This is a genomic window from Geodermatophilus ruber (assembly GCF_900114385.1).
Classification (GTDB): Bacteria; Actinomycetota; Actinomycetes; order Mycobacteriales; family Geodermatophilaceae; genus Geodermatophilus; species Geodermatophilus ruber.
On sequence record NZ_FOSW01000009.1, the window covers coordinates 83,969 to 107,642 of the forward strand.

Consider the following 23,674-nt stretch of genomic DNA (forward strand, 5'->3'; position numbering starts at 1 on the left):
GGAGCGCCCGGGGAAACGGCGCCGCCGGGGCCTGCCGGACCCGGAGGTGACGGGCACCGTAGGAGACGACCGGTGCTGCCCACAAGATCGGGTGGGGCTCGCGACATCCGGCTGTCGTTCAGGGACGGGCGTCAGGCCTCGGGCGGGTGGGTGTGCCGGACGTGCCGGGCGAAGGCGCGGACCGGTGGCGCGAGGGGGCGGTGGCGGGCCCAGTAGAGCCAGATCGGCGTGGTCATGGGGTAGCGCTCGTCCACGAGCACCGGCCAGGTCCCCGCCGGATCCAGGGCGAGGTTGTCGTCGGCCAGCACGGCGACCCCGAGTCCCGCGCGGGCCATCGCGACGAGGGTGGGGGCGTTGCCCGTCTCGAGCGCGGTGTTCAGCACCACCCCCTCCTCGCGCAGGGCCGGCTCCAGGAGGCGCCGGGTCAGGCTGCCCGGCCCGCCGATGAGCACTGGCACGCCCGCCAGCTCCGACGCCGGGATCTCCGCCCGGTGGCGCCACGGGTGGTCCTCGGCGGTGACGACGATCAGCTGGACCTCGCCCAGGCGGTGCCCGGCCAGCGCCTCGTCGGAGCGCGGGAGCGCGGTCACGAAGTCGACGTCGCCGGTGAGGACCTGCTCCACCGGCGGCAACCCCGGCGACTCGTGAACGGCGACGTGCACCCCGGGGTGGGTCCGGTGGAACCGGCCGATGAGCGGTGCGAGGAAGCGCGGCACGTGGGGGTGTGCGCAGCCGATGGACACCACCCCGGCCCGGCCGTGCGCCAGTTCGCCGCTGAGCACCCGGATGGCCTCGGCCTGGGCGAGCAGCTGCTCGGCCCGCGGCAGCAGCTGGGAGCCCGCGCTCGTGATGACCACGCCGCGGCCGGAGCGCTCGAACAGGGGGACGGCGAGCTCCGCCTCCAGCGCCTTGACCTGGCGCCACAGCGACGGCTGTGCCACGTCGAGCCGCTCGGCCGCGCCCAGGAACGAGCCCACGTGCGCCACCTCGGCGAAGTACCGCAGCTGCCGTAGCTCCATCAATGCTCCATCTGCATAGCTTGTATCCGAACTATTCTATGGACGTCACTGTGATCTGCGCCATAGCGTGGCGCTCCGCATCGCCCGGCAGGACGACGGTCGTGGACCGGGTCGCCCTCCGCCGGCGCCGACCTTCGCAGTGAGGAGCGCGAGCATGTCGATCGACGAGGCGACCAGCGCCGAGTCCCCGGGCGCAGCCGCCGTCACGGCCCGGCAGAGAGAGATGGTGGAGCGCACCCTCCGCGAGTGGCGGGGTGAGCTCGAGGGCCGGGTCGCGGTGGTCACCGGTGGCGCCCGCGGCATCGGCCGGTGCATGGCCGAGGGCCTGGTGCGCGCCGGCGCGAGGGTCGTCGCCGCCGACCGGACCTGGGACGGCGCCGAGGACTTCCGCAAGCAGCTCGAGGCCGATCAGGGGATGGCCGTCGAGATGGACATCACCGACGACGCCCAGCTCGACGCCGCGCTGGCGGCGGTCCTGGACCGGTTCGGGACCGTCGACATCCTCATCAACAACGCGGCGCTGGTCTCCGAGACGCTCTTCTACCCGACCGGGCACCGCAACACCCTGGACACCACGGACGACGACTGGCGTGTGATGTTCGACGTCAACGTCTTCGGGACCCTGAAGGTCATCCGCCGGTTCATCAGGCCCATGCAGGAGAAGAAGCGGGGCAGCATCATCAACGTCGTCAGCAGCGGCGTCCTCAACGTCGCGGCCGGCGGCGGTTACCACGGGTTGCGGCCATGGACGGTGGAGATGCCCTACCAGGCCACCAAGGCCGCCGTCACCGCGCTGACCTTCTACCTGGGTGAGGAGGTGCGCGGCGACGGCGTCGCAGTCAACGCGATCATGCCGGGGCACACCCGGGCCTCGTGGTTCGACGCCACGGCGCGCGCGTTCAACGACATCGGCGTCGTCTACTTCATGCGGCCCGCGATCGCCGAGCACCTGCTGCCGATCACCCTGTTCCTCTCCGCCCAGGACGGTCGGGGAGCGGCCGGCCGGCTGTACTACGTGCCCGAGTGGAACTACGACCACGGCTTCGGCGACTACGCCGCGTGGCAGGACCACGAGCTGCCGGCCGACATGGAGGAGATGTACGGCCGGCTCGAGGCGGCCATGCCGCAGTACGAGCGGGCCGGCGTGCCGCACCTGCCCTTCGACGCGCAGGGCGCGCTCTACACCGCGGCCATGGCCAACCTCGGCGCGCAGGAGAGCTGGGCCGGCGGCAGCACCCAGTGAGCTGACCTCCGGCCGGATCCCGGCGAGCGGCCGGCCGCCCGGGGGCCGGCCGCTGCAGCAGCCGCCCGGTGCGGCGGGCAGCGGCCGACCGCTGCCCGCCGGGCCGGCCGGTCCGCACCCGCTGCCCTCATCAGGAAGGACAGTCATGACGATCGAGGACTTCCGTGAGGCGGCCGGCCCCGGCCCCGAGGCCCCGGCGCGCTCCATCTGGCTCGATCTCCTGGGCGCCGAGATCCGTTTCCGCGACGTCGGCGGACACCTCACGCGCAGCGTCGAGGCGGGAGCCGGGGAGCCGGTGGTCCTGCTGCACGGCATCAGCGGGCACGCCGAGACCTGGGTGCGCACCGTGACCGGCCTGGCCCAGGACTTCCGGGTGTACGCCCTGGACATGCTCGGGCACGGCTTCACCGACAAGCCGCCCATCGAGTACTCGATCCAGGCACTCGGGGAGCACGTGCTCGACTTCCTGGACGCCGTGGGAGTGCGTGCCGCGCACCTGGTCGGCCAGTCCCTCGGCGGCTGGGTCGCCGCCTGGCTCGCCGCGACCCACCCCGACCGGGTCGCCTCGCTGGTCAGCGTGACCGGGGCCGGGCTGCAGCTGACCGAGGACGGCGCCGAGCTGACCGCACGGGTCGGCCGTCAGGTGGGTGACGCCACGCGCCGGGCCCTCGACGGGCCGACCCGGGAGAAGGTGCGCACCCGGCTGGAGTGGCTGATGCACGACCCCGCGGTCGTGACCGACGAGCTGGTCGAGGCGCGGTACCGCATCTACACCCGGCCCGACTTCGCCGCGGTCGCCGGCCGGCTCGTGGAGGCCTTCACCGCCGGGCCGCGGCAGGAGGAGATGCTCACCGCCGACCGGTTGCGCGGGATCGCCCGCCCGACGCTGGTGCTGTGGACCCGGCAGAACCCGACGATGCCCTGGGAGGTGGGGGAGCGGGCCAGCCGGCTCATCCCCGGCGCCGCCTGGTACCTGATGGAGGACGCCGGGCACTGGCCGCAGTACGAGAAGCCCGAGGAGTTCCTGGCCGTCGTCGGCCGGTTCCTGCGCTCGGTCGCCGGCCCGGCCGACTCCACGGGCGGGGCGGCCTGATGGGCGTCCTCGTCGCGGGCTACGGCGTCTCGCACACCGCGATGATGATCCGCAAGTTCCGGCCGGAGGACCCGATCCACCAGCGGGTGCACCATGCCTTCGGCCGACTCCGGGAGGAGATCGACCGGCTGGCCCCCGATCTCATGGTCGTGATCGGCAGCGAGCACCTGAACTCCTTCGGCTACGAGGCCTTCCCTCAGATCTGCGTCGGCATCGGCCAGACCTGCACCGGCTGGGGCGACGGGGGCGTGGCCAGCGCACAGGTGCCCCTCGCCGGCGGGTTCGCCGCGCAGCTGCTCGAGGACGGCCTGGAGGCGGGGTTCGACCTGGCCTTCTCCGGCAACCCGCGGATCGACCACGCCTTCATGGCCCCGCTGTCCCTGATCCGCCCGGAGATGGACATCCCGGTGGTGCCGGTCTGGCAGAACGCCAGCACCGAGCCGATCCCACCGCTGTGGCGCTCCGCCGACCTCGGCGTCCTGATCCGGGACGTCGTCGGCCGGCGCCCGAGCGCCGAGCGGGTCGTCCTCCTGGGCACCGGGGGGCTGTCGCACTGGGTTGCCACACCGGACATGGGGACGGTCAACACGGCGTTCGACGAAGGCCTCCTCGACGCCGTCCGCGCCGGCGATCTCGACCGCCTCGTGGCGATGAAGATCGCCGACGTCGTCACCGCGGCCGGCAACGGTGCTCCGGAGATCCGCAACTGGATCACCGTCATGGCGGCGCAGCCCGGGCCGGGCGACGTCCTCGCCTACGCATCCGTCCCCGACTGGGCGACCGGCATCGCCCTCGCTCGGCTCTTCCCGCAGGACGCGCCGTGAACATCCTCCTCGACGAGCTGCTCCGCCGGGTCGCCCGCGACCCCGACTTCCGGGAGGAGGCGCGGCGGGCTCCCGCGGACGCGGCGGACCGCGCCGGCGTCCCGCTCGCCGACCTGACCGCCGTCCTCGACGGCGACCTGGTCGCCCTGCACGACCGCGGGGCCCATCCGCTGCTGATCATGCACCTGGCCGCTGCGCTCGGCATCGACCCGATGGATCGCTTCGCGCGCGCCGTCCCCCTCGTCCAGGGGGCGATCGCGGCCGCGGCCGACCGGCTCCGGCAGGCCGAGGAGACGCGGACCCCGTGCCCGCCGGTGCGCGACGTCCTGCCGCTGGAGGTGGCGGCCGGGTACGCCGTCCAGCGGGTCCTCACCGGCCGCCGGCTGAGCGCCGGCCGCCGGGTCGTCGGCCGCAAGATCGGGCTCACCAACCCGAAGGTGCAGGCGCAGCTGGGCGTCGACCAGCCCGACTTCGGCGTGCTCTTCGACGACATGGCCGTTCCCCACGGCAGCACCGTGGACGTCACCCGGCTGCTGCAGCCGCGGATCGAGACCGAGGTGGCGATGGTGCTGGGCGAGGACCTGGACGGTCCGGGCCTGGAGCCCGGCCGGCTGCGGGGTGCGGTCACCGAGGTGGTCGCCGCGCTGGAGATCGTCGACAGCCGGGTCGCCGGCTGGGACATCTCGATCGTCGACACCGTCGCGGACAATGCCTCCAGCGGCCTGTTCGTGCTCGGCAGCTCCCCGGTGCCGCTGGGGGGCCGGGACCTGCGCACGGTCGCCATGTCCATGGCCGAGGACGGCGTCGAGGTGTCGGAGGGCACCGGCGCGGACTGCCTGGGCGATCCGCTCGCGGCGCTGGCCTGGCTGGCCACCACCGCCCGGGACCTCGGCGACCCGCTGCGCGCCGGCGACGTGGTGCTCTCCGGCGCGCTCGGGCCGATGGTGCCGGTCCGCCCCGGTGCCACCTACACCGCCGAGGTCACCGGCCTCGGGCCGGTCGGCGTCACCTTCACCGCCGGGGGAGCGTGAGCACGAAGATCGCCATCGTCGGCTCGGGCAGCCCCGGCGCAGTACGGCGTGGACACCCGCGACGTCCTCGTCGAGGTCGGCCGGCGGCGGCTGGTCGGTGGCCAGGAGGACATGATCGTCGACGTCGCCCTCGACCGGGTCGCCGCGCGGGAGGCCGCGGCCCCCGGCTGTCGGCGTCAGCGGCTCAGACGACCACGGCGGCGAGGGACTCCGGGGCGAAGAGCTCCTCGGGCTCGTAGCGCCGGGGCGAGAGGCCCTGCTCGTGGTGGTAGCGCAGGAACGTCTCGAGCGTGGTCCGGTTGGGCTCCAGGCCGTAGGGCCACCAGTCCTCGCCGAGGGCCTCCCGCGTGCGCTCGACCTCGGCCCACAGCCACGGCAGCGCGTAGGTCAGGGCGGCGGTCTCCCCGATCCCGGCCAGCCCGGCCGTCTTGGCGGCGGTGCAGGCCTTGACCAGCTCGCCGGCCAGCCACCGGTGCTGCTCGTAGACCTCCCGGCGGATCACCAGCGTGTGCATGATCGGGAAGATGCCGGTGCGGGAGTGGTACTCCCGCTCGGTCCCGGCCGGGTCGAGGAACAGCCGCCGGATGCCCCCACCCCCGGGCGTGTTGAACGGTCCGGGGTTGCGTGCGCTGTAGACGGCGTCCAGCTTCCCGTCGAGCAGCAGCTGGGACAGCGTCTCGGTCGCGGCGATGGGGGTGACGTCCACGCCCGGCGGCAGGTCCAGCCGGATCTTCTCCACCCGCCCCGGCTCGTCCAGCCCGCCGGTGCGGTAGCGCACCGAGGCGACGTCCAGCCCGTGGTGCTCGGCGAGGATGCCGCGGATCCACACCGAGGCCGTGATCTGGTACTCCGGCACCCCGACGGTGCCGCCTTCCAGCTGCGCCGGGTCCGTGATCGGCGAGTCGGCGCGGACGTAGATCCCGCTGTGCCGGAAGGCCCGCGACGGGAAGACCGGCACCGCGACGAACGGCGCGCCCCGGCCGAGGGTCAGCACGTAGCTGGACAGGGACAGCTCGGCGATGTCGAACTCGGCGAACCGCAGCATCCGGAAGAAGGTCTCCTCGACCGGGAGGTCGAGGAAGTTCAGCCGTGCACCGCCGAGACCGACGGTGCCGTCGCGCAGTGGCTGCATGCGGTCGTAGGCCTGGCAGGCCAGCGTGAACAGTGGCGCGTCCGGCGCGGGCGCTGCGCTCATCGGGCCCGGGACCCGAGCAGGCGGGAGACGAGCGGGATCCCCACGTAGACCGCCAGCGGGACGAGCAGGGCTGTGGTGAGGAGCGTCCTCGGGAGCAGGGGCATCGCGGCCAGCGCGGGCCCGGCGGCCGCGTTGAGCACCAGGGCGAAGGGAAACAGCCCGGCCCACACGATCAGCGACGTCCGCCAGCGGGGTGGCGGCGGGGTGCCGGGGATCAGCGCCGCGGTGACGGGGGCCCCGTCGGTGAGCAGCTCCCCGCGGGCCAGCAGGTCCGCCCGCTCCGGGCTGGCCTCCCACGCCGAGGCCGCCGTCGCGGTGGCGAAGGTGAGTGACACCGTCACGTGCGCGGTGTCGCCCGTGCGCCGGCGCCGGACGTCGGAGCGCAGGTGCCCGGGGAACCGCGCGGCCGTCTGGCAGAGCGTGGCGGCCCACGCCTGCAGCTCGTCGGCGCGGGCGGGCTGCGCGCGCCGGGTCGCGGCCACCGTCACCGGCAGCGTCGTCGTCGTCATCGGGCCTCCGGTCGGGGGTGCGGGCGGCGTCCGGCGGCGCTCCGCCCGGCGTTGACACCGTCGTGGGCTGTGGCCTAGAACACGGGCTCAGCAGAAATGCATTCTGCAACGTGGAGTGGGGTGCCACAAGCGCGCCCCGGTCGCCGCCCCGAGGAACGGAGTCGCCGCGCCATGGACAACCAGCTCTTCCCCTACAGCCCGATCCCCGAGCGGCCACCGATCACCTGGCCCGGTGGCGCCCGCGTCGCCTTCTACCTGGCCCTGAACATCGAGCACTACCAGGTGGACAAGCCCTCGACGAGCATCTTCGGGGGCACCGCCGGCCTGGCGCCCGATCCGCTCAACTACGGCTGGCGGGACTACGGCGCCCGGGTCGGCATCTGGCGGATGCTCGAGAGCCTCGACCGGCACGGGATCCGGGCCAGCGCGCTGGTCAACTCCGACGTCTGCCGGCACTACCCGCAGATCGTCCAGGCCGGGCTCGCCCGCGACTGGGCGTGGATCGCGCACGGCCGGGACAACTCCACCTTCCAGGCGGGGATGGACCGGGAGGAGGAGCGCGCCTACCTCACCGAGGTGGTCGAGACCATCGAGGCGGCGACCGGCCACCGTCCGCAGGGCTGGCTGGGCCCGGCCCTGACCGAAACCTTCGAGACCCCGTCGCTGCTGGCCGAGCTGGGCCTGGGCTACACGCTGGACTGGACCAACGACGACCAGCCCTACGAGCTCGCCGTGCCCGGTATGTGCAGCGTCCCGTACTCGATCGAGATGAACGACGTGACGCTGTTCGTCTCCAAGAGCTACACCGGCCCGGAGTTCCTGCAGGCGGTCCGCGACCAGCTCGACCAGCTCTACGCCGACGCGGCGGGCAGCGGCCGGGTGATGGCACTGTGCGTGCACCCCTTCAGCGTCAACCAGCCGTTCCGGCACAAGTACCTCGACCAGGCGCTGGAGTACATCGCCGGTCACGAGGGTGTCTGGCTGGCCACCAGCGACGAGATCGCCGAGGCCTACCGGGCCCAGCGGGGGGCTGCGGCGGCCACGGTGCCCGCGGCGACGACGGGGGTGGCCCGGTGAGCGAGGTGCTCGACGAGTACGCCCGTCTGCGCGCGGAGTTCCGCGACAAGGGGTTCGGCCGGCGGGTGGGCTTCGGGCAGCGCCCGGCGCTGCTCGTCGTCGACCTCATCACCGGCTTCACCGACCTGCGCTCCCCGCTGGCCGGGCAGCTGGAGCCCCAGCTCGAGGCCACCAACGCCCTGCTGGCGCCGGCGCGGGCGGCCGGGATCCCGGTGATCTTCTCGACGGTGGCCTACGACGCCGAGCTGCAGGAGGCCGGCATCTGGATCCGCAAGATCCCGGCCAACAGCTGGCTGGTCGAGGGCAGCGAGTGGGTGGAGGTCGACAAGCGGCTCGACCAGCGGCCCGACGAGATGACGCTGGTGAAGAAGTACGCCTCCTGCTTCTTCGGCACCGACCTGGCCGCCCGGCTGATCTCCCGCCGGGTCGACACCCTGATCATCACCGGCTGCACCACCAGCGGCTGCGTGCGGGCCACCGCCGTCGACGCCTGCTCCTACGGCTTCCACACCATCGTGGTGGAGGAGGCGGTCGGGGACCGGGCGGCGCTGCCCCACGCCGCCAGCCTGTTCGACATCGACGCGAAGTACGGCGACGTCGTCGGCCTCGAGGAGGCGGTCGGCCACCTGCGCGGGCTGACCGCCGGCTGACCCGGGGGCGGGGCGCGCCGGCCGGCCACGGCGCGCCCCGCTCAGGGGTCAGCGGGCGGCCGGCGGGGTGAGCCCGGGAGGCAGGCCGTACATCCGGTCCTGGACGACGTCGATGATGGCCGGCCGGTCCTGGGCCAGGGCCTTGTCCACGGCCGCGGCCAGGTCGGCGTCGGTCTCGACCCGCTCGCCGTAGCCGCCCAGCGAGCGGGCGAACGCGGCGAAGTCGGGGTTGCCGTAGAAGACCCCGAGGTAGCGGCCGCCGTGCGCGGTCCGCTGCCGGTCGCGGGTGTTCCCGTACGCGAAGTTGTTCATGACGACGTTGACCACCCCGATGCCCTCGCGGACGCAGGTCTCGAAGTCCTGGGCGACCATCCAGAAGCTGCCGTCCCCGCTGACGGTGACCACCCGCTGGTCGGGGCGGGCCAGGGCCAGGCCCATGCCCGCCGGCAGCCCCCAGGCCATGGCGCCGCCGGCGGAGGCATAGAGGCTGCGCGGCCGGGACAGCCGCAGGTGCCGGTGGGTCCACGGCGCGAAGCTCGGGGCGTCCTGGAGCAGCAGGATGCCGTCCCGGTCGGCGAGCTCCTGGAGCACCCGCACCGCGCTGAGGCTGCTGACGCCCCCGCCCGGGTCGTCGGCCGCGAGCTCCTCGGCGTCGAGGGAGGTGACCCGGTCGAACTCGGCGCGCAGGTCGGCCAGCCGGGCGCGCCGGGCGTCGGCACGGCCGGCCGGCGGCGCCGGCGCGGCGGCGAGGGACTCGGCGACCAGCCCGGCGTCGGAGACCATCCCCACCTCGGGGAGGTACACCCGGCCCAGCTCCGTGGCGTCGATGTCGACGTGCACCAGCCGGGTGGTGGGGGAGAGCAGGGTCCACCGCTTGGTGGTGAACTCCGAGAACCGGCAGCCCAGCGCGAGCAGGACGTCGGCCTCGCGCACGATCCGCTCGGTGACCTCGTGGGCGCCGTAGCCGAGCGCGCCGAGGTAGGCCGGGTGGTCGTGCGGGACGACGCTCTGCCGCATCCAGGTCGTGAGCAGGGGGGCGGACAGCCGCTCGGCCAGCCGCAGGTAGCGCTCCGGACCGCCGACGGCTCCGCCGCCGAGCAGGATCACCGGGCGCTCGGCGCCGGCGAGCAGCTCCACGGCCTCCCGCACCGCGGCCTCGGCCGGGGCGGGGGGGTGGCTGCGGCGCCGCGGCGCCGGCTGCAGCTGCGGGGCCGCCGGTGCCTGGAGGACGTCCAGCGGCAGCGAGACGACGACCGGTCCGGGGCGACCCGAGACCGCCTCGCGCACCGCGCGCTGCAGCAGTTCCGGGATGCGCTCGACCCGGTGGACCTCGACGGACCACTTGGTCATCGGCCGGAACGTGGCCAGGACGTCCATCTCCTCGAACGAGCGCCGCTCGGTGATCCCGCCGGGGACCTGGCCGATCAGCACGAGGACGGGGACGGACTCGTCGTAGGCGTTCTGGACCGCGATCGCGAGGTTCGCCGCGCCGGGCCCCCGGGAGGCCAGGCAGACGCCGAGGCCGGCGCCGGACCGGGAGACGCCGTCGGCGAGGAAGCCGGCGACCTGCTCGTGCCGGGTGGCGACGAACCGGATCGTGTCCTGCCGGGCGAGGCTGTCGAGCAGGTCCATCACGGTGGTGCCGGGGACGCCGGCGACCAGCTCGATCCCTTCCGCCTGCAGGCACGCGACCACCAGGTCGGCGCCGGTCCGGGAGGGCGACGGGTCCGCCGGAGCGGGGGACGGTGCCGAACGGGTCACGGGGCCTCCTGCCACAGGGGTGTCCATGGTGCGGAGCTGTGCTCTGCAGCACAGAACCTGCCCGGTCTCGAGCGCGCCGTCAATCCGTCGGGCCCGGCCCCCGGCGCGGCGCCGGTCCCTGTGAGGCTTGACACAGCCCGGCCCAGGGCAGAAAGTGTTTCCGCACAACAGAGGTCACGGGGCGGCCGGGATTCCCCGGGTGCGCGCGTCTTCTCGCGCCTCCTCGCGCCGTCCTCAGCTGTCCGAACCCCCCAGCCCCGGGAGAGTTGTGTCCATCCACGTCATCGGCGTCGTGGCCCTCGTGCTCGTGTTCGTCCTCGGCACGCTCCGGCCGGTCAACATCGGCGCCCTCGCGCTCATCGCCACGTTCCTCATCGGCACGCTGGTGGCGAACGAGAGCGTCGACGAGCTGCTGGCGGGCTTCCCGCCCGACATCTTCGTGCTGCTCGTCGGCGTCACCTACCTGTTCGGCCTCGCGGCCGTGAACGGCACCATCCAGTGGGTCATCGACCGCGCCGTGGGGCTGCTCGGCGACCGGCCGGTCTGGGTGCCCTGGCTGATCTTCGTCTTCTCCGCGATCCCCACGACGGCCGGCGCCCTCGGCCCCGCGGGCGTCGCCATGCTGGCCCCGCTGTGCCTGCAGCTGGGTGAGCGCTACGGGATCGACCGCCGCATGTCCGCCCTGATGGTCATGCACGGTTCCTGCTTCGGGAACTTCTCGCCGCTCAACGGGCTGGCGATCATCGCCCAGCAGCAGGCGGACGCCAACGGCCTGGAGGTCTCCTCGGCGGCGCTGTTCTTCAGCAACGCCGCCTACAACGTCGGGCTCGCCGTCGTCATCTACCTGGCCTTCGGTGGCCGCCAGCTGCTGCGCGAGCGGCGTGAGCGCCAGGCCCCCGGCGGCGTCGGGCTCCCCCGGCCGCCCGCGGTCGAGGACCCGGTCGTCGGCGGGGTCGGGACGAGCGACGTCTCCGTGGTCGGGGGCACCGGCAGCGGCGGCGTGCGCGTCGCACCGTCCGGCGGTGTGCAGGTCCAGGCCCAGCCGGTCCCGGCGCGGCGCACGCCGTTGCGCATCGACCAGGTCATCACGATGGTCGTCATCCTCGCGGTGGCGGTCGGCGCGCTGGTGTTCGACCTGGAGATCGGGTTCCTCGCGCTCATCGCCGCGGCCGGCCTGCACGCGCTGTTCCCCGAGCGGGTCAAGAACGCCGACCGCCGGATCGTGTGGTCGGTCGTCCTGCTGATCTGCGGTGTCGTGACCTTCGTCGGCGCCCTGCAGCGCTACGGCACCATCGACGCCGTCGGCTCCGGCATCGCCGGCATCGGTGCGCCGCTGCTCACCGCGTTCCTGCTCTGCCTGGTCGCGGCGATCACCTCCGCATTCGCCTCCAGCGCCGGCCTGATCGGCGTGCTCATCCCGCTGACGGTGCCCTTCCTGCTCCAGGGCGAGGTCGGCGTCACCGCGATGATCGTGGCGATCTGCATCTCGGCCACGGTCGTGGACTCGACCCCCTTCTCGTCGGTGGGGGCCCTGACCCTGGCCAACTCGCCCGAGGACGAGCGGCCGCGGCTCTTCCGCGTGATGTTCGCCTGGGGCATCTCGATGGCGATCACGGCCCCGGTGCTGACCTGGTTGCTCTTCATCCTGCCGAGCACCCTCTGACGAGGGTGACCGCCGCTGCGCCCCGCCTCCGGCGGGTGCTCCCGACGACCCGAGGACGACAGAAGCGATGACACTGCTCGAGACCGCCTCCACCGCCGTCGACCGGTCCTGGGAGGTGCTGCTCGGTGGCCGGCCGATGCCGACCGCTGCCCGCTACGACGTCGAGGACCCGACGACCGGGCGCCGCCTGACCGACGCGCCGGACTGCTCACCGGAGGAGGTCGACCGGATCGTCCGCGCCGCAGCCGAGGCGCAGCGGGCCTGGGCGCGCCTCCCCGCCCGTGCCCGCGCGGCCAGGGTGCGGCAGTTCGCCGGGTTGCTGCACGAGCACGCCGAGGAGCTGGCCACCCTCGACGCGGTCGACGCCGGCTTCCCGCTGCCGGTCATGCGCGCCGACGTCGGGGCGGCGGCCACCCTGCTGGAGATCATGGCCGACCACGCGCTCGGCCTGGGCGGGGGCACCTTCCCCCTGTCCGGCAACCTGCACTACAGCCTGCAGGAGCCCTACGGGGTGGTCGGCCGGATCGTGCCGTTCAACCACCCGCTGTTCTTCGCCGCGGGCAAGGTGGCCGCGCCGCTGGTGGCCGGCAACGCCGTCGTGCTCAAGGCCCCCGACCAGACGCCGCTGTCGGCCCTGCGCATGGCCGAGCTCGCCGCCGAGGTGTTCGGGCCGGACCTGTGCGCGGTCATCACGGGCCGCGGGGCGGTCAGCGGCCAGGCCCTGGTCCGCCACCCGCTGATCCGGAGGATCGGCTTCATCGGCGCGCCGGACACCGGCCGGCTGATCCAGCGGCAGGCGGCCGAGAGCGGGGTCAAGCACGTCAGCCTGGAGCTGGGCGGCAAGAACGCCCTGATCGTGATGCCGGACGCCGACCTCGCCCGGGCCGCCGACAGCGCCGTTCTCGGCATGAACTACACCGCCACGGCGGGCCAGTCCTGCGGATCGACCAGCCGGCTGCTGCTGCACGAGTCGATCGCCGAGGAGGTGCTCGGCCCGGTGGTCGAGCAGGTCCGGTCCATCCGCGTCGGGCACCCGCTGGACGAGGGTGTCCAGATGGGCCCGCTGATCGACCGCAGGCAGTACGACAAGTCGCTGGGCGCCATCCGCGCGGCCACCGCGGCCGGCGCGCAGGTGCTCACCGGGGGCGGCCGGCCGGAAGGCGTGGGGGAGGACGGCTGGTACGTGGCCCCCACCGTGCTGGGGGCCATGGCCCCGGACAACCCGGCCGCGGTCGAGGAGATCTTCGGCCCGGTCCTGTCCGTGCTGACCTTCCGGGACGAGGAGGAGGCCGTCGCGATCGCCAACGCGAGCGAGTACGGGCTCACCGCCGGGGTGTGGACCAGTGACGTCACCCGAGCCCACCGCATGGCCGCGCAGCTGCAGGCCGGCTACGTATGGGTCAACGGCAGCTCCCGGCACTACTGGGGGCTGCCCTTCGGCGGGGTCAAGTCCTCGGGCGTCGGCCGGGAGGAGTCCCTCGAGGAGCTGGTCAGCTACACCGAGACCAAGGCGGTCACCGTCGTCCTGGAGTGACCCGCGCGCTGGGCGACCGGCGGGTCCGGCCGCGCGGTGGACGACGTGGCGTGCGCACCAGCGGGCCCGGGCCGGCCGGGGGAGGGCCGGGCCCGCGCGCGTTCCCCGGCCGCCGGTGCGGCAGGGCCCGGGGGTGAGGTGTCCGAGGTTGACCTTCGTCACGTCATGCGTTCTACTGAATAGAGAGAAGTTCTCTGGTGCAGAGATACTTGATCATCCGCCCCTGGGAATCCGTCTGGATGGAACAGCGATGAGCGACCAGTCAGCAGTGCTGAACGACGTGCGACGGGGCATGATCCCGGCGCACATCTACAACGACCAGGAGCTCTTCGAGCTCGAGAAGGAGCGGGTCTTCGGCCGGGCGTGGGTCTTCGTCGCGCACGAGTCGGAGATCCCGAACGCGGGCGACTACGTCGTCCGCCGGGTCCTGGAGGACTCCTTCATCATCGCCAGGGACGAGAAGGGCGTCGTCCGGGCGCACTTCAACATGTGCCTGCACCGCGGCATGCAGGTCTGCCGCGCCGAGATGGGCAACGCCTCGCACTTCCGCTGCCCCTACCACGGCTGGTCCTACCGCAACGACGGCCGGATCGTGGGGCTGCCGTTCCACCAGGAGGCCTACGGGGGCGAGGCGGGGTTCAAGCGCAAGGGTCAGCGGCTGCTGCCGGCGCCGAACCTGGCCAGCTACAACGGGCTGATCTTCATCTCGATGGACCCCGACGCGCAGCCGCTGGAGGAGTTCCTCGGCGACTTCCGCTTCTACCTGGACTACTACACCCGGCAGAGCCCCAGCGGGATCGAGCTGCGCGGGCCGCAGCGGTGGCGGATCAAGGCCAATTGGAAGATCGGCGCCGAGAACTTCGCCGGCGACATGTACCACACGCCGCAGACCCACACCTCGGTCGTCGAGATCGGGCTGTTCCGCGAGCCCAAGGCCGAGAAGCGCAAGGACGGCTGCACCTACTGGGCCGGCAGCGGCGGGGGCACCACCTACAAGCTGCCTCCGGGGAGCCTCGACGAGCGGTTCCGCTACGTCGGCTACCCGCAGGAGATGGTCGACCGGATGAAGCAGATGCTGTCCGAGGACCAGCTGAAGGTCGTCGGCGACGACGGGTTCATGATCAGCGCCGCCTCGATCTACCCGAACCTCTCCCTCGTGCACAACTGGCCGAAGGTGGCCGACACCGACCAGGTCCTGCCGTTCATCTCGATCCGGCAGTGGCAGCCGATCAGTGCCGACGAGACCGAGGTGCTGTCCTGGTTCGCCGTGGACGCCGAGGCGCCGGAGGAGTTCAAGGCGCTCTCCTACAAGGCGTACCTGATGTGCTTCGGGTCCACCGGCATGTTCGAGCAGGACGACGTCGAGAACTGGGTCTCGCTCACCAACACCGCCGCCGGGTCGATGGCCCGCCGGCTGCTGCTCAACAGCCGGATGGGCCTGCTGGAGGACGGCACCGAGGTGGTGCCGGCGCTCGGGCCCGACCAGTTCCACGGCCCGGGTGTCGCGCACACCGGCTACGCCGAGTACAACCAGCGCGAGCTGCTCACCCGCTGGGCCGACCACATCGAGCAGCCGGTCAAGGCGGCCTCGACCCTCGAGGTGGGCGGCGCCGAGCAGGTCTCGGTCAGCCAGGCGGGTGCCGCCCGGCCCGCCGTCCCGGAACCGGCCGACCAGGACCGTGCCGACCAGGCCCGTGCCGACCGGCTGGGGGCGCAGGCATGAGCACGCCCGCGACCACCCCGGTCTCCGGCCCGGCCGCCCGGGGCGTCACCCCCGTCGACCTGCACTCCGCCCGCTCGGTGCTGGGGGCGCACGCCTCCCGGATCCAGCGGACCGGTCGCACGCTCCCGTTCAGCGACGAGCGGCACCTGCAGGCCTCCCAGTGGCTGGTCGACGAGGCCTGGCTGCTCGATGCGCAGGCCTACGAGGAGTGGCTGGAGCTGCTCACCGACGACATCCACTACCTGATGCCGGTCCGGGTGACCACCGCGCTGGGCGCCGGGTACGACACCTCGCCCGGCATGGCGCACTTCGACGAGGACAAGTACTCCCTGTCGCGCCGCGTGGCCCGCTTCCTCACCGAGCACGCGTGGACCGAGGACCCGCCGTCCCGGCTGCGGCACCACCTGTCCAACGTGCGCACCTTCGCCACCGACGACCCCGATCACCTCGTCGTCGACTCGGCCACCCTGCTGTTCCGCAACCGCGGCGACGTGCGGGAGGGGTCGTTCGTCTCCGCCGGCCGCGAGGACCTGCTGCGCCGGACGGACGAGGGCTGGAAGCTGGCCCGCCGGACGATCATGGTCGACGACGCGGTGATGCGGATGCAGAACCTGGCCATCTTCCTGTGATGAGAGGACCCGGAGGGGAGGACGTCGGATGACCCTGCAGTGGGAGGGCGAGGAGGAGGACGCCCGGGCCGCGCGCCGGGCGGCCGCTGAGCGCGCCGAGCTGCTCGAGCACGCCACGGGCGAGCCGATCGTCATCGCCAACGAGTTCGCCGAGGTGCGGGTGCTCCGGGTGGAGACCCGCAACGGTGCCCGGCTGCTGATCGAGGCGCCGAAGTCGGGGCAGTGGGTCGCGCTGTGCCCGCTGGAGCTCGAGGCGCTCACCTGGCAGAACACCGCGACCTTCTCGGCGATGGTGGGCAACCCCTTCGGTCCGCTGGTGCGCGACGAGGACGAGGAGGGGCCATGAGCGGCTGGCTGGCGGGCCGGCGGGCGCTGGTCGTGGGCGCGGGGTCGGGGATCGGGCGCGCCGTCGTCGACGCCTTCCTCGCCGAGGGAGCGCGGGTCGCCGTCCTCGAGCGGGACCCGGACAAGGGCAAGGCGCTGGCCGAGGCGCTCCCGGACGTGCCGGTGACCGTCGGGGACGCGACCACCCGGGGCGCCAACGACGCCGCGGTGGCCGCGGCCGTGGACGCCTTCGGCGGGCTGGACGTGCTGGTCAGCTGCGTCGGGATCTTCGACTACTACCGCAGCATCGAGGACCTCGACGCCGACCTGCTCGACACCGCGTTCGACGAGATGTTCCACCCGAACGTCAAGTCGCTGCTGCACTCGGTGAAGGCGGCGCTGCCGGCGCTCCAGGAGTCCGGTTCGGGCGCCATCGTGCTCACCGAGTCGACCTCGGCGTACTACGCCGGCCGCGGCGGGGTCCTGTACCTGGCCTCGAAGTTCGCCGTCCGGGGGCTGGTCACGGCCCTGGCCCACGACCTCGCGCCCGGCGTCCGGGTCAACGGGGTCGCGCCCGGCGGCACGCTGAACACCGACCTGCGCGGCCTGCCCAGCCTCGGGCTGCAGGCGCGCAGCCTGGGCGACACCCCCAACCGCGCGGCGGAGATGGCCGCGCGGGTCCCGCTGCAGGTCGCGCTGTCGGGAGAGGACCACGCCTGGAGCTACGTGTTCCTCGCCTCCTCCCGCGCCCGCGGCATCACCGGGACCACCGTCCACCCGGACGGCGGCATGGGTGTGTCGGCGCCCAAGAAACGATCCTGAGTCGAGAGGAGAGCCGGTCGTGCCGGTGCTGAAGGCGGATTTCGGTGCGTGCCAGGGCTACGCCAACTGCGTGGATGCCGCGCCCGACGTGTACGACATCGACGACGACGGCGTCGTCGTGCTCCTGAAGGAGGAGATCTCCGACGAGGAGCGGCCGCGCATCGAGGAGGCCGCCCGCAGCTGCCCGGTCAGCGCCCTGATGATCGAGGACGCATGAGCCGCACGGTCGTCGTCGTCGGGTCCTCGATCGGCGGGGTGCGCGCGGCCCAGGCGCTGCGCAGCGAGGGCTTCGACGGGCGGGTCGTGCTGGTCGGTGAGGAGGCGCAGGCACCCTACGACAAGCCGCCGCTGTCCAAGCAGTTCCTCGCGGGGGAGTGGGACGCCGACCGGACCCTGCTGCTGTCGGAGGAGGCAGCCGAGAGGGCGGGGATCGAGCTGCGCCTGGGGGTCGCCGCGACCCGGCTGGACGTCGCCGGCCGGCAGGTGCTGCTCGCCGACGGCAGCCGGCTCGACTACGACGCCGTGGTGATCGCCACCGGCGCCGCGGCCCGGCCCTCCCCGTGGCGGCCGGGGTCGGGCGTGCATGTCGTCCGCACCCTCCAGGACAGCCAGGCGCTCCAGGCCGACCTGCAGCACGACGGCCCGGTGGTCGTGGTCGGCGGCGGGTTCATCGGTGCGGAGGTGGCCGGCACCGCCCGCGGGCTGGGCCGCGAGGTCACCGTCGTCGATCCGCTGCCGACCCCGATCGGGCGGGTCGTGGGGCCGGAGATCGGCCGCTACTTCACCGAGCTGCACCACCGGCACGGGGTGAGCACCCGGTTCGGCGTCGGGGTGGAGGAGATCACCGGCTCGGCCGGCGACCTCCGCGTCCGGCTGACCGACGGCACCGAGCTGCCCGCGGGGACCGTGGTCGTCGGCATCGGCGCCGTCCCCAACGACGGCTGGCTGGCCGACTCCGGGGTGCCGATCGACAACGGCGTGCTGTGCGACGAGTACTCCCGGGCCGTGGACGCGCCCGACGTCTACGCCATCGGCGACGTCGCCCGCTGGTTCCACCCCGGCCACCGGGAGCACGTGCGCGTCGAGCACTGGACGAACGCCGTCGAGCAGGGCATGTGCGCCGCGCACAACATCACCCACCCCGACGACCTGCGGTCCTACCGGCCGGTCGAGTACGTCTGGAGCGACCAGTACGACTGGAAGGCCCAGATCGTCGGCCGGCCCACCCGCGGCACCCGGCACGAGCTGGTCGGCGATCTGGCGGGGGAGAAGCCGCGGGCCGCCGCCCTCTACACCGACGACACCGGCCGGCTGTGCGGCGCGGTGACGGTGAACTGGCCCAAGGCCCTCGCCCAGTCCCGGCGGCTGGTCACCGAGGGCGCGACGTTCGACGACGCGATGGCCCGGGTGTCGGCGCTCCCGCCGCCGGCTGCCCGCCCCGCGCCGGTCCCGGCCGCCGGGGGACGTCCGTGAGCGCGCCGGCCGATCTCGCCGCGCTGCGCCAGGAGATCGCCGACGCGTGCCGCGTCCTCGCCGCCCGCGGTCTGGCCGAGGGCTACCTGGGCCACATCAGCCTGCGCATCGACGAGGAGCGCCTGCTCGTGCGCTGCCGCGGCCCGGAGGAGCGGGGGCTGGCCTACACGACGGCCGACGACATCCGCCTGGTGACCCTCGAGGGCGCCCCCGGGGGCGAGGGCGAGCTGGACGGGTGGAGCCCGCCCAACGAGCTGCCGCTGCACACCGAGGTGCTGCGCCGCCGACCCGAGGTGGCCGCGGTCGTGCACGCCCACCCGCCGGCCGTGGTGGCGGCCGACCTCGCCGGGCTGGGCATCCGACCGATCGTCGGCGCCTTCGACATGCCCGGTACCAAGCTGGCCGCCGGCGGGGTGCCGGTCTACCCCCGCGGCGTGCTCGTGCGGGACCGCCGGCTGGCCGGCGAGATGGTCGTGGCCATGGGGGACCGGCCGGTGGTGGTGCTGCGCGGGCACGGGCTGACCAGTTCCGGCGGCAGCGTGGCCGAGGCCGTGCTCAGGGCCGTCTCGGTCGACCAGATCGCCCGGCTCTCGCTGACGGTCGCCTCGGCCGGCGGACAGCTGCGCGACCTGCCGGAGGAGGACATGGCCGAGCTCCCCGACCTGGGGGGCGGGTTCAACCTGACGACGGCCTGGCGGCACGAGCTGGCGCGGTTGGGGTGAGGTGCGCACGCCCCCGGCCAACCGAACAGAGAACCCGGGATTCCTCTCTGCAGAGCAGACAGCGCATAGGCTCTGCCCGTGACCGGATCCTTCCCGCCCACCCCCGAGTACGGCGCCGTTCCGCAGTACCCGATCGAGTCGGTGGACAACGCCCTGCGGGTGCTGCTGCTGCTCGGCGAGAACCCGAGGCTGCGGCTGACCGACGTCAGCCAGTACCTGGGGGTGGCCTCGTCCACCGCGCACCGGTTGCTGGCCATGCTCCAGTACCGGGGATTCGTCCGGCAGGACAGCGCCACGCGCGGGTACGTCCCGGGGCCGACGCTCGACGGCCTGGCCTTCGGCGTGCTGCGCCGGCTGGACGTGCGCACCCGGGCCCGGCCGGTGCTGGAGCGGCTGAACGCCGAACTGCAGGAGACCATCCACCTGGGTCGGCTCGAGGGCAGCGACGTCCACTTCATCGACTCCATCGAGAGCGCCCGGGCGCTGCGGGTCGGCGGCCGGCTGGGCCGGTCGATGCCGGCTCACTGCACGTCGACCGGCAAGGCGCTGCTGGCCGAGCTCACCGACGACGAGCTGCTGCGGCTGTACCCCGGCGAGGACCTCGTCCAGCTGACCCCCCGCTCGATCGGCACGCGGGCTGCGCTGATGACGGCGCTGGCCGAGATCCGGGAGCAGGGCTACGCGCGCAGCCAGGAGGAGAGCGAGGAGGGGGTCAGCTCGCTGGCCGTGGCGCTGCACTCGACCCGCTCGCCGCGGCTGGCCATCAACGCCTCGGTCCCGGCCAGCCGGATGAGCGAGGAGACCCGCGAGATCATCCTCGAGCACCTGGTCGCCGCCGCCGAGGAGCTCGACCACCTGTTGCTGTAGGCCCCGCGCCGATCGTGGGGCCCCGACCGAACGGAGACCCCACCCCATGAGCGCGGAGATCCGCGATCTCGTCGCCACGTCCTCGCGCGTCCTGGCTGCGGCCGGGCACGCCGACCTGATCTGGGGGCACTCGTCGGCACGTGATCCCGAGGGCCGGGGGGTGTGGATCAAGTCGGCCGAGTGGGGGCTCGAGGAGGTCACCCCGGAGCGGGTGCACCTGGTCTCTCCGGACGGCAGCGTGCTGGCCGGCGAGGGGGCCCGGCACAGCGAGTACCCGATCCACACCGAGATCATGGCGGCGCGGCCGGACGTCGGCGGGGTGGTGCACACCCATCCGCCCCACGCGGTGGCACTGGCCGCCACGGGGCAGGAGCTGCGGCCGGTCAGCCACGCGGCCAACTACTTCGTCCCGCCCGCGGTGCCGCGCTTCACCGACACCGCCGACCTGATCCTGACCCGGGAGCTGGGGGGAGCGGTGGCGCGGACGCTCGGCGAGGCCCGGGCGGTGTTCCTCGTCAACCACGGCATCGTCGCGGTGGGGGAGACCCTGCAGGGCGCCACGGTCGCCGCGGTGCTGCTGGAGCGCGCGTGCCAGCAGCAGCTGCTGACCGCCTCGGCCGGTGGCTGGCCGACCTGGTCGTCGCCGGAGGAGTCCCTGGCCAAGCGGGAGCACATCTACAACGAGCGCGCCGTCGCCGCGGTCTGGGATCACCTGGTCCGCCGGCTCCCGGGGTGAGCGCGGCGGGGCCACGGCGGTCCGGGGTCGAGTCCGCGCCGGCCCCGGCGCACCGTCGCCGGCTCGCCCGGGCCGCCGACCGGCGTGCCCGGGACCTCGGCCCCCGGCTCATGGTGCCGCTGTGCGCGGGCGCGGTGCTGAACCCGGTGAACTCCACGATGATCGCCACCGCGCTCGCGCCGATCGGGCGGGAGTTCGCCGTGGGGGCCGGCGCCACCGCCTGGCTGGTGTCGGTCATGTACGTCGCCAGCGCCGTCGGGCAGCCGGTCGCCGGCCGGCTCGCGGACCAGTTCGGTCCCCGCCGGGTGTTCCTGGCCGGCGGGCTGCTGGTGGCGGTCGCCGGCCTGATCGGCGCGCTCGCCCCCACCTTCGGCTGGCTCGTGGCCGCCCGGGTCGTCGTCGGCCTCGGCACCGGCGCCGCCTATCCCGCCGCGGTGGCCATGGTCCGGGAGCAGGCCGACCGGCTGGGCGTGCCGACCCCGGCCCGGGCCCTCGGGCTGCTGAACACCGCGAGCCTGGTCACCCTGACCGTCGGCCCCCCGCTGGGCGGCGTGCTGGTGGACACGGTGGGCTGGCGCGCGGTCTTCGCGATCAACGCGCCCCTCGGCCTCCTGGTGACCGCGCTGGGGCTGCGCTACCTCCCGCGGTCGCGTCCGAGGGCCCGCACGCTCCCCGCCTGGCGGGTGCTGGACCTGCCGGGAGTCGCGCTGTTCGGCGGCGCCGTCGTGCTGCTGATGCTCGTCCTCACCACGCTGCCGGCCCCGCCGTGGCCGGTCGTGCTCGGCCTGGCCGGCTGCCTGCTCGCGCTGGTCCTCACCGAGCTGCGCTCCCGCAGCCCCTTCCTCGACGTGCGGATGCTGGCCGGCAACCCGCCGCTGGTGGTGACCTACCTGCGGGTGGTCCTCACCTTCCTCGTCGTCTACGGGGTGCTCTTCGGGGTCACGCCGTGGCTGCAGGAGGGGCGGGGCCTGTCGGCGAGCGCGGCCGGCTTCGTGCTGCTGGGCATGTCGGCGGTGGGCACGGTCGCCTCGCTGTTCGCCGTCCGGGGCCCCCGCCCGTTCTGGCCGCTGTTCGTCCCGGCGCTGGGCCTGCTGGCCGGCAGCCTGTCCCTCACCGTCCTGGACGCGGGCACGCCGGTCGCCGTGCTGGCCTGCGTGGCCGCCGTGTTCGGGCTCCCGAACGGGATGGGGCAGGTGGCCAACCAGGTCATGGTCTACCGGGCCGCGCCCGCGGAGCAGGTCGGGGCGGCGACCGGGCTGTCCCGCACCGCCCAGTACACCGGCGCGATGATCGCCACGAGCCTCACCGGCCTGGCCTACGCCCACGGCGTGGACGACGCGGGCCTGCACGTGCTGGGCTGGGCCTTCACCGCGGTCGGCGCGGTGCTGGTCACGGTCACGCTGGCCGACCGCAGCCTGCGCCGCCCCCTGGATCCCGGGGCGCCGCGGTGATCGGGGAGGCGCTGGCCGTCGGGTCGCTGCTGCTGTTCAGCGCCAACGTGCTCCTGGTCGGTGCGGCGACGCGGCGGGTGCCCCAGGACGTCGGCTTCCTGCTGGCGCTGACCAGCAACGTCGGGTTCGCCGGGCTGATCGTGCTCGGCCAGTACACCGTCGGCGGGCAGTCGCTGTCGCCCGAGTGGGACGCGGTGGGGCTGTTCGCGCTGGGCGGGCTGCTGACCTCCTACCTCGGTCGCTGGTTCTTCTTCCGGTCCGTGACCACCATCGGCCCGACCCGGGCCAGCGCCCTGCAGATCACCAACCCCGTCTTCGCGGCGCTGGCCGCCTGGGTGCTGCTCGACGAGTCGCTGCCCCCGGTGGCCGTGCTCAGCGGCGTCCTGGTCCTCGCCGGGCTTTACCTCACCTCCCGGCGGGCGGGCGGTGCCGCGGCGGAGCGCGCGGCGGGCCGCCGCCGGTCCCTGCCGTTTCCGGAGATCGGCCTGGCGCTGCTGGGTGCCGCGGCGTACGGGCTGGGCAACGTGGCCCGGGGGGCGGGCGTCCGGGACTGGGCGGCGCCGGTGGTCGGCAGCCTGGTGGGGGCCGCGGCCGGGCTCCTGCTCTACACGCTCGTGAGCACCGATCTGCGCAAGCTGCGCACCGTCGTGGCCGGCGCGGATCCCGTCGGCCGCCGGCTCTGGCTGCTCTCCGGGGTGCTGACCATCAGCGCGCAGACCTGCCTCATCGCCGCCAGCCTGTTCATCCCGGTCGCGGTCGCCGTCGTCATCTCCGCCGCCCTGCCGATCGTCGTGCTGCCGGTCAGCGTCCTGTTCCTGCGCCGCGCCGAGACCGTCGGTGTCGCCACCGGGATCGGCGCGCTGCTGGTCCTCGCCGGCGTGGCCGGGCTGGTCCTGAGCTGAGACCGGCGGTCCCTGCCGGCCTCCCGTCGGGGATCAGTTCGGCGGCGTGCGCCCGCAGCCACCGGACCGCCGCCCGGGCGTCGTCCAGCGGTGCCGGGAAGGTCGCCTGCCCGCTGAGCCGGCACTGGACGGCGGCCACCGCCACCCGGCTGCGGGCCATGGGGACGAGGCGCTGCTCGGCCCGGTCGGTCCGCGAGCCCCGCATCCAGCCACCGCCGTGCAGCCACACGCACGCGGGCGCCGGACGCATGTCGGGCAGGTACAGGTCCAGCCGCAGGTCCAGCCCGTCGACCGTGGCGTAGACGACGTCGCGGTGCACGGTCACGCCCTCCGCCGTCGTTTCCCCGCCGCCGTCCTGGAGAGCGGTTCCCGGGGCACGTGACGTCGTCATGTCTCCTCCGTGGTGGTGGGGCGCTGCCGGGAGGG

The 23,674-nt window shown here is 73.9% G+C and carries 24 protein-coding genes and 1 pseudogene; 20 read left to right on the forward strand and 5 right to left on the reverse strand.

Translation table 11 applies throughout. From position 1 onward, the window contains the following. Window positions 1–131: 131 nt before the first annotated feature. Window positions 132–1,019, reverse strand: a complete 888-nt coding sequence (locus tag BMZ50_RS15165; protein ID WP_091326100.1) for a LysR family transcriptional regulator — start codon at window positions 1,017–1,019, stop codon at window positions 132–134. Window positions 1,020–1,173: 154 nt separating this feature from the next. On the opposite strand from BMZ50_RS15165, the gene BMZ50_RS15170 reads away from it, so the two are divergent. The 5 genes and pseudogenes from BMZ50_RS15170 to BMZ50_RS25165 all read left to right on the forward strand — a co-directional run. Then, complete coding sequence (locus tag BMZ50_RS15170; protein ID WP_091326102.1) at window positions 1,174–2,262, forward strand: SDR family NAD(P)-dependent oxidoreductase; 1,089 nt, start codon at window positions 1,174–1,176, stop codon at window positions 2,260–2,262. A 145-nt stretch (window positions 2,263–2,407) separates the two neighbouring features. Continuing rightward, entirely contained in the window at window positions 2,408–3,355 is a 948-nt protein-coding gene (locus tag BMZ50_RS15175) for an alpha/beta fold hydrolase (protein WP_091326104.1), read from the forward strand. After that, window positions 3,355–4,179, forward strand: a complete 825-nt coding sequence (locus tag BMZ50_RS15180; RefSeq protein ID WP_091326106.1) for a DODA-type extradiol aromatic ring-opening family dioxygenase — start codon at window positions 3,355–3,357, stop codon at window positions 4,177–4,179. Before BMZ50_RS15175 ends, BMZ50_RS15180 begins: the two co-directional genes overlap by 1 nt. Continuing rightward, a complete protein-coding gene (locus tag BMZ50_RS15185) occupies window positions 4,176–5,210 on the forward strand; it encodes a fumarylacetoacetate hydrolase family protein (RefSeq protein ID WP_218146274.1) in 1,035 nt (344 codons plus the stop codon). Before BMZ50_RS15180 ends, BMZ50_RS15185 begins: the two co-directional genes overlap by 4 nt. Window positions 5,211–5,243: 33 nt before the next feature. Then, window positions 5,244–5,333: pseudogene (locus tag BMZ50_RS25165) on the forward strand (hypothetical protein); the annotation flags it as partial. Between the two features lie 61 nt (window positions 5,334–5,394). Here the strand turns inward: BMZ50_RS25165 and BMZ50_RS24815 are convergent. Both BMZ50_RS24815 and BMZ50_RS15200 read right to left on the reverse strand, forming a co-directional pair. Continuing rightward, entirely contained in the window at window positions 5,395–6,405 is a 1,011-nt protein-coding gene (locus BMZ50_RS24815; RefSeq protein ID WP_091326109.1) for a substrate-binding domain-containing protein, read from the reverse strand. Next, the gene (locus BMZ50_RS15200; RefSeq protein WP_091326111.1) at window positions 6,402–6,914 is read right to left on the reverse strand and encodes an antibiotic biosynthesis monooxygenase; all 513 of its coding nucleotides are present in this window, start codon (window positions 6,912–6,914) and stop codon (window positions 6,402–6,404) included. Before BMZ50_RS15200 ends, BMZ50_RS24815 begins: the two co-directional genes overlap by 4 nt. 171 nt (window positions 6,915–7,085) lie before the next feature. Here BMZ50_RS15200 and BMZ50_RS15205 point away from each other — a divergent pair, with 171 nt between their 5' ends. After that, the gene (locus tag BMZ50_RS15205; RefSeq protein WP_091326114.1) at window positions 7,086–7,991 is read left to right on the forward strand and encodes a polysaccharide deacetylase family protein; all 906 of its coding nucleotides are present in this window, start codon (window positions 7,086–7,088) and stop codon (window positions 7,989–7,991) included. Continuing rightward, window positions 7,988–8,641, forward strand: a complete 654-nt coding sequence (locus BMZ50_RS15210) for an N-carbamoylsarcosine amidohydrolase (RefSeq protein ID WP_091326116.1) — start codon at window positions 7,988–7,990, stop codon at window positions 8,639–8,641. Before BMZ50_RS15205 ends, BMZ50_RS15210 begins: the two co-directional genes overlap by 4 nt. A 48-nt stretch (window positions 8,642–8,689) precedes the next feature. Here the strand turns inward: BMZ50_RS15210 and BMZ50_RS15215 are convergent, their stop codons facing one another. Beyond that, window positions 8,690–10,402 (reverse strand): thiamine pyrophosphate-binding protein, encoded by a 1,713-nt coding sequence (locus BMZ50_RS15215; protein ID WP_177212811.1) that lies wholly within the window; start codon window positions 10,400–10,402, stop codon window positions 8,690–8,692. Window positions 10,403–10,670: 268 nt separating this feature from the next. Between BMZ50_RS15215 and BMZ50_RS15220 the strand changes: the two genes are divergently transcribed. The 13 genes from BMZ50_RS15220 to BMZ50_RS24260 all read left to right on the forward strand — a co-directional run bounded on the left by BMZ50_RS15220 (window position 10,671) and on the right by BMZ50_RS24260 (window position 23,248). Further along, window positions 10,671–12,065, forward strand: a complete 1,395-nt coding sequence (locus tag BMZ50_RS15220; protein ID WP_091326121.1) for an SLC13 family permease — start codon at window positions 10,671–10,673, stop codon at window positions 12,063–12,065. A 67-nt stretch (window positions 12,066–12,132) separates the two neighbouring features. Next, a complete protein-coding gene (locus BMZ50_RS15225) occupies window positions 12,133–13,599 on the forward strand; it encodes an aldehyde dehydrogenase family protein (protein WP_091326123.1) in 1,467 nt (488 codons plus the stop codon). Window positions 13,600–13,849: 250 nt separating this feature from the next. After that, the gene (locus BMZ50_RS15230) at window positions 13,850–15,322 is read left to right on the forward strand and encodes a Rieske 2Fe-2S domain-containing protein (RefSeq protein ID WP_091326124.1); all 1,473 of its coding nucleotides are present in this window, start codon (window positions 13,850–13,852) and stop codon (window positions 15,320–15,322) included. Continuing rightward, complete coding sequence (locus BMZ50_RS15235; RefSeq protein WP_091326125.1) at window positions 15,319–15,951, forward strand: 3-phenylpropionate/cinnamic acid dioxygenase subunit beta; 633 nt, start codon at window positions 15,319–15,321, stop codon at window positions 15,949–15,951. Before BMZ50_RS15230 ends, BMZ50_RS15235 begins: the two co-directional genes overlap by 4 nt. Window positions 15,952–15,979: 28 nt before the next feature. Continuing rightward, window positions 15,980–16,297: a hypothetical protein gene (locus BMZ50_RS15240; protein ID WP_091326127.1), complete on the forward strand. Its 318-nt coding sequence runs from the start codon at window positions 15,980–15,982 to the stop codon at window positions 16,295–16,297. Further along, window positions 16,294–17,097 carry a 3-(cis-5,6-dihydroxycyclohexa-1,3-dien-1-yl)propanoate dehydrogenase gene (gene hcaB, locus BMZ50_RS15245; RefSeq protein WP_091326128.1) on the forward strand — a complete coding sequence of 268 codons (804 nt, stop codon included), beginning with the start codon at window positions 16,294–16,296 and terminating at the stop codon, window positions 17,095–17,097. The genes BMZ50_RS15240 and hcaB overlap by 4 nt, the downstream gene beginning before the upstream one ends. 19 nt (window positions 17,098–17,116) lie before the next feature. After that, window positions 17,117–17,314, forward strand: a complete 198-nt coding sequence (locus BMZ50_RS15250) for a ferredoxin (protein WP_091326130.1) — start codon at window positions 17,117–17,119, stop codon at window positions 17,312–17,314. Next, on the forward strand, window positions 17,311–18,570 hold the full coding sequence (locus BMZ50_RS15255) for an NAD(P)/FAD-dependent oxidoreductase (protein WP_091326133.1): 1,260 nt from the start codon (window positions 17,311–17,313) through the stop codon (window positions 18,568–18,570). Before BMZ50_RS15250 ends, BMZ50_RS15255 begins: the two co-directional genes overlap by 4 nt. Next, on the forward strand, window positions 18,567–19,292 hold the full coding sequence (phtC, locus tag BMZ50_RS15260; protein WP_091326135.1) for a 3,4-dihydroxyphthalate decarboxylase: 726 nt from the start codon (window positions 18,567–18,569) through the stop codon (window positions 19,290–19,292). The genes BMZ50_RS15255 and phtC overlap by 4 nt, the downstream gene beginning before the upstream one ends. Window positions 19,293–19,370: 78 nt before the next feature. Next, window positions 19,371–20,159: an IclR family transcriptional regulator gene (locus BMZ50_RS15265; protein WP_218146275.1), complete on the forward strand. Its 789-nt coding sequence runs from the start codon at window positions 19,371–19,373 to the stop codon at window positions 20,157–20,159. A gap of 46 nt (window positions 20,160–20,205) precedes the next feature. Next, window positions 20,206–20,895, forward strand: coding sequence for a class II aldolase/adducin family protein (locus BMZ50_RS15270; RefSeq protein WP_091326137.1), 690 nt, complete (start codon window positions 20,206–20,208; stop codon window positions 20,893–20,895). Beyond that, window positions 20,892–22,346, forward strand: a complete 1,455-nt coding sequence (locus BMZ50_RS15275; RefSeq protein WP_091326139.1) for an MFS transporter — start codon at window positions 20,892–20,894, stop codon at window positions 22,344–22,346. The genes BMZ50_RS15270 and BMZ50_RS15275 overlap by 4 nt, the downstream gene beginning before the upstream one ends. Continuing rightward, window positions 22,343–23,248 (forward strand): DMT family transporter, encoded by a 906-nt coding sequence (locus BMZ50_RS24260; protein ID WP_177212812.1) that lies wholly within the window; start codon window positions 22,343–22,345, stop codon window positions 23,246–23,248. Before BMZ50_RS15275 ends, BMZ50_RS24260 begins: the two co-directional genes overlap by 4 nt. Here BMZ50_RS24260 and BMZ50_RS25170 read toward each other — a convergent pair. Beyond that, on the reverse strand, window positions 23,148–23,639 hold the full coding sequence (locus BMZ50_RS25170; RefSeq protein ID WP_091326143.1) for an alpha/beta hydrolase: 492 nt from the start codon (window positions 23,637–23,639) through the stop codon (window positions 23,148–23,150). The genes BMZ50_RS24260 and BMZ50_RS25170 overlap by 101 nt on opposite strands. Between the last annotated feature and the right edge of the window lie 35 nt (window positions 23,640–23,674).

Excerpts from the sequence above, each read along its gene's own strand:
- BMZ50_RS15230 (WP_091326124.1), top strand. The coding sequence starts at position 13,850 with ATGAGCGACCAGTCAGCAGTGCTGAACGACGTGCGACGGGGCATGATC.
- BMZ50_RS15270 (WP_091326137.1), top strand. The coding sequence starts at position 20,206 with ATGAGCGCGGAGATCCGCGATCTCGTCGCCACGTCCTCGCGCGTCCTG.
- BMZ50_RS15165 (WP_091326100.1), bottom strand. The coding sequence starts at position 1,019 with ATGGAGCTACGGCAGCTGCGGTACTTCGCCGAGGTGGCGCACGTGGGC.
- BMZ50_RS15180 (WP_091326106.1), top strand. The coding sequence starts at position 3,355 with ATGGGCGTCCTCGTCGCGGGCTACGGCGTCTCGCACACCGCGATGATG.
- hcaB (WP_091326128.1), top strand. The coding sequence starts at position 16,294 with ATGAGCGGCTGGCTGGCGGGCCGGCGGGCGCTGGTCGTGGGCGCGGGG.
- BMZ50_RS25170 (WP_091326143.1), bottom strand. The coding sequence starts at position 23,639 with ATGACGACGTCACGTGCCCCGGGAACCGCTCTCCAGGACGGCGGCGGG.
- BMZ50_RS15175 (WP_091326104.1), top strand. The coding sequence starts at position 2,408 with ATGACGATCGAGGACTTCCGTGAGGCGGCCGGCCCCGGCCCCGAGGCC.
- BMZ50_RS15235 (WP_091326125.1), top strand. The coding sequence starts at position 15,319 with ATGAGCACGCCCGCGACCACCCCGGTCTCCGGCCCGGCCGCCCGGGGC.
- BMZ50_RS15205 (WP_091326114.1), top strand. The coding sequence starts at position 7,086 with ATGGACAACCAGCTCTTCCCCTACAGCCCGATCCCCGAGCGGCCACCG.
- BMZ50_RS15170 (WP_091326102.1), top strand. The coding sequence starts at position 1,174 with ATGTCGATCGACGAGGCGACCAGCGCCGAGTCCCCGGGCGCAGCCGCC.
- BMZ50_RS24815 (WP_091326109.1), bottom strand. The coding sequence starts at position 6,405 with ATGAGCGCAGCGCCCGCGCCGGACGCGCCACTGTTCACGCTGGCCTGC.
- BMZ50_RS15255 (WP_091326133.1), top strand. The coding sequence starts at position 17,311 with ATGAGCCGCACGGTCGTCGTCGTCGGGTCCTCGATCGGCGGGGTGCGC.
- BMZ50_RS15225 (WP_091326123.1), top strand. The coding sequence starts at position 12,133 with ATGACACTGCTCGAGACCGCCTCCACCGCCGTCGACCGGTCCTGGGAG.
- BMZ50_RS15200 (WP_091326111.1), bottom strand. The coding sequence starts at position 6,914 with ATGACGACGACGACGCTGCCGGTGACGGTGGCCGCGACCCGGCGCGCG.
- BMZ50_RS15240 (WP_091326127.1), top strand. The coding sequence starts at position 15,980 with ATGACCCTGCAGTGGGAGGGCGAGGAGGAGGACGCCCGGGCCGCGCGC.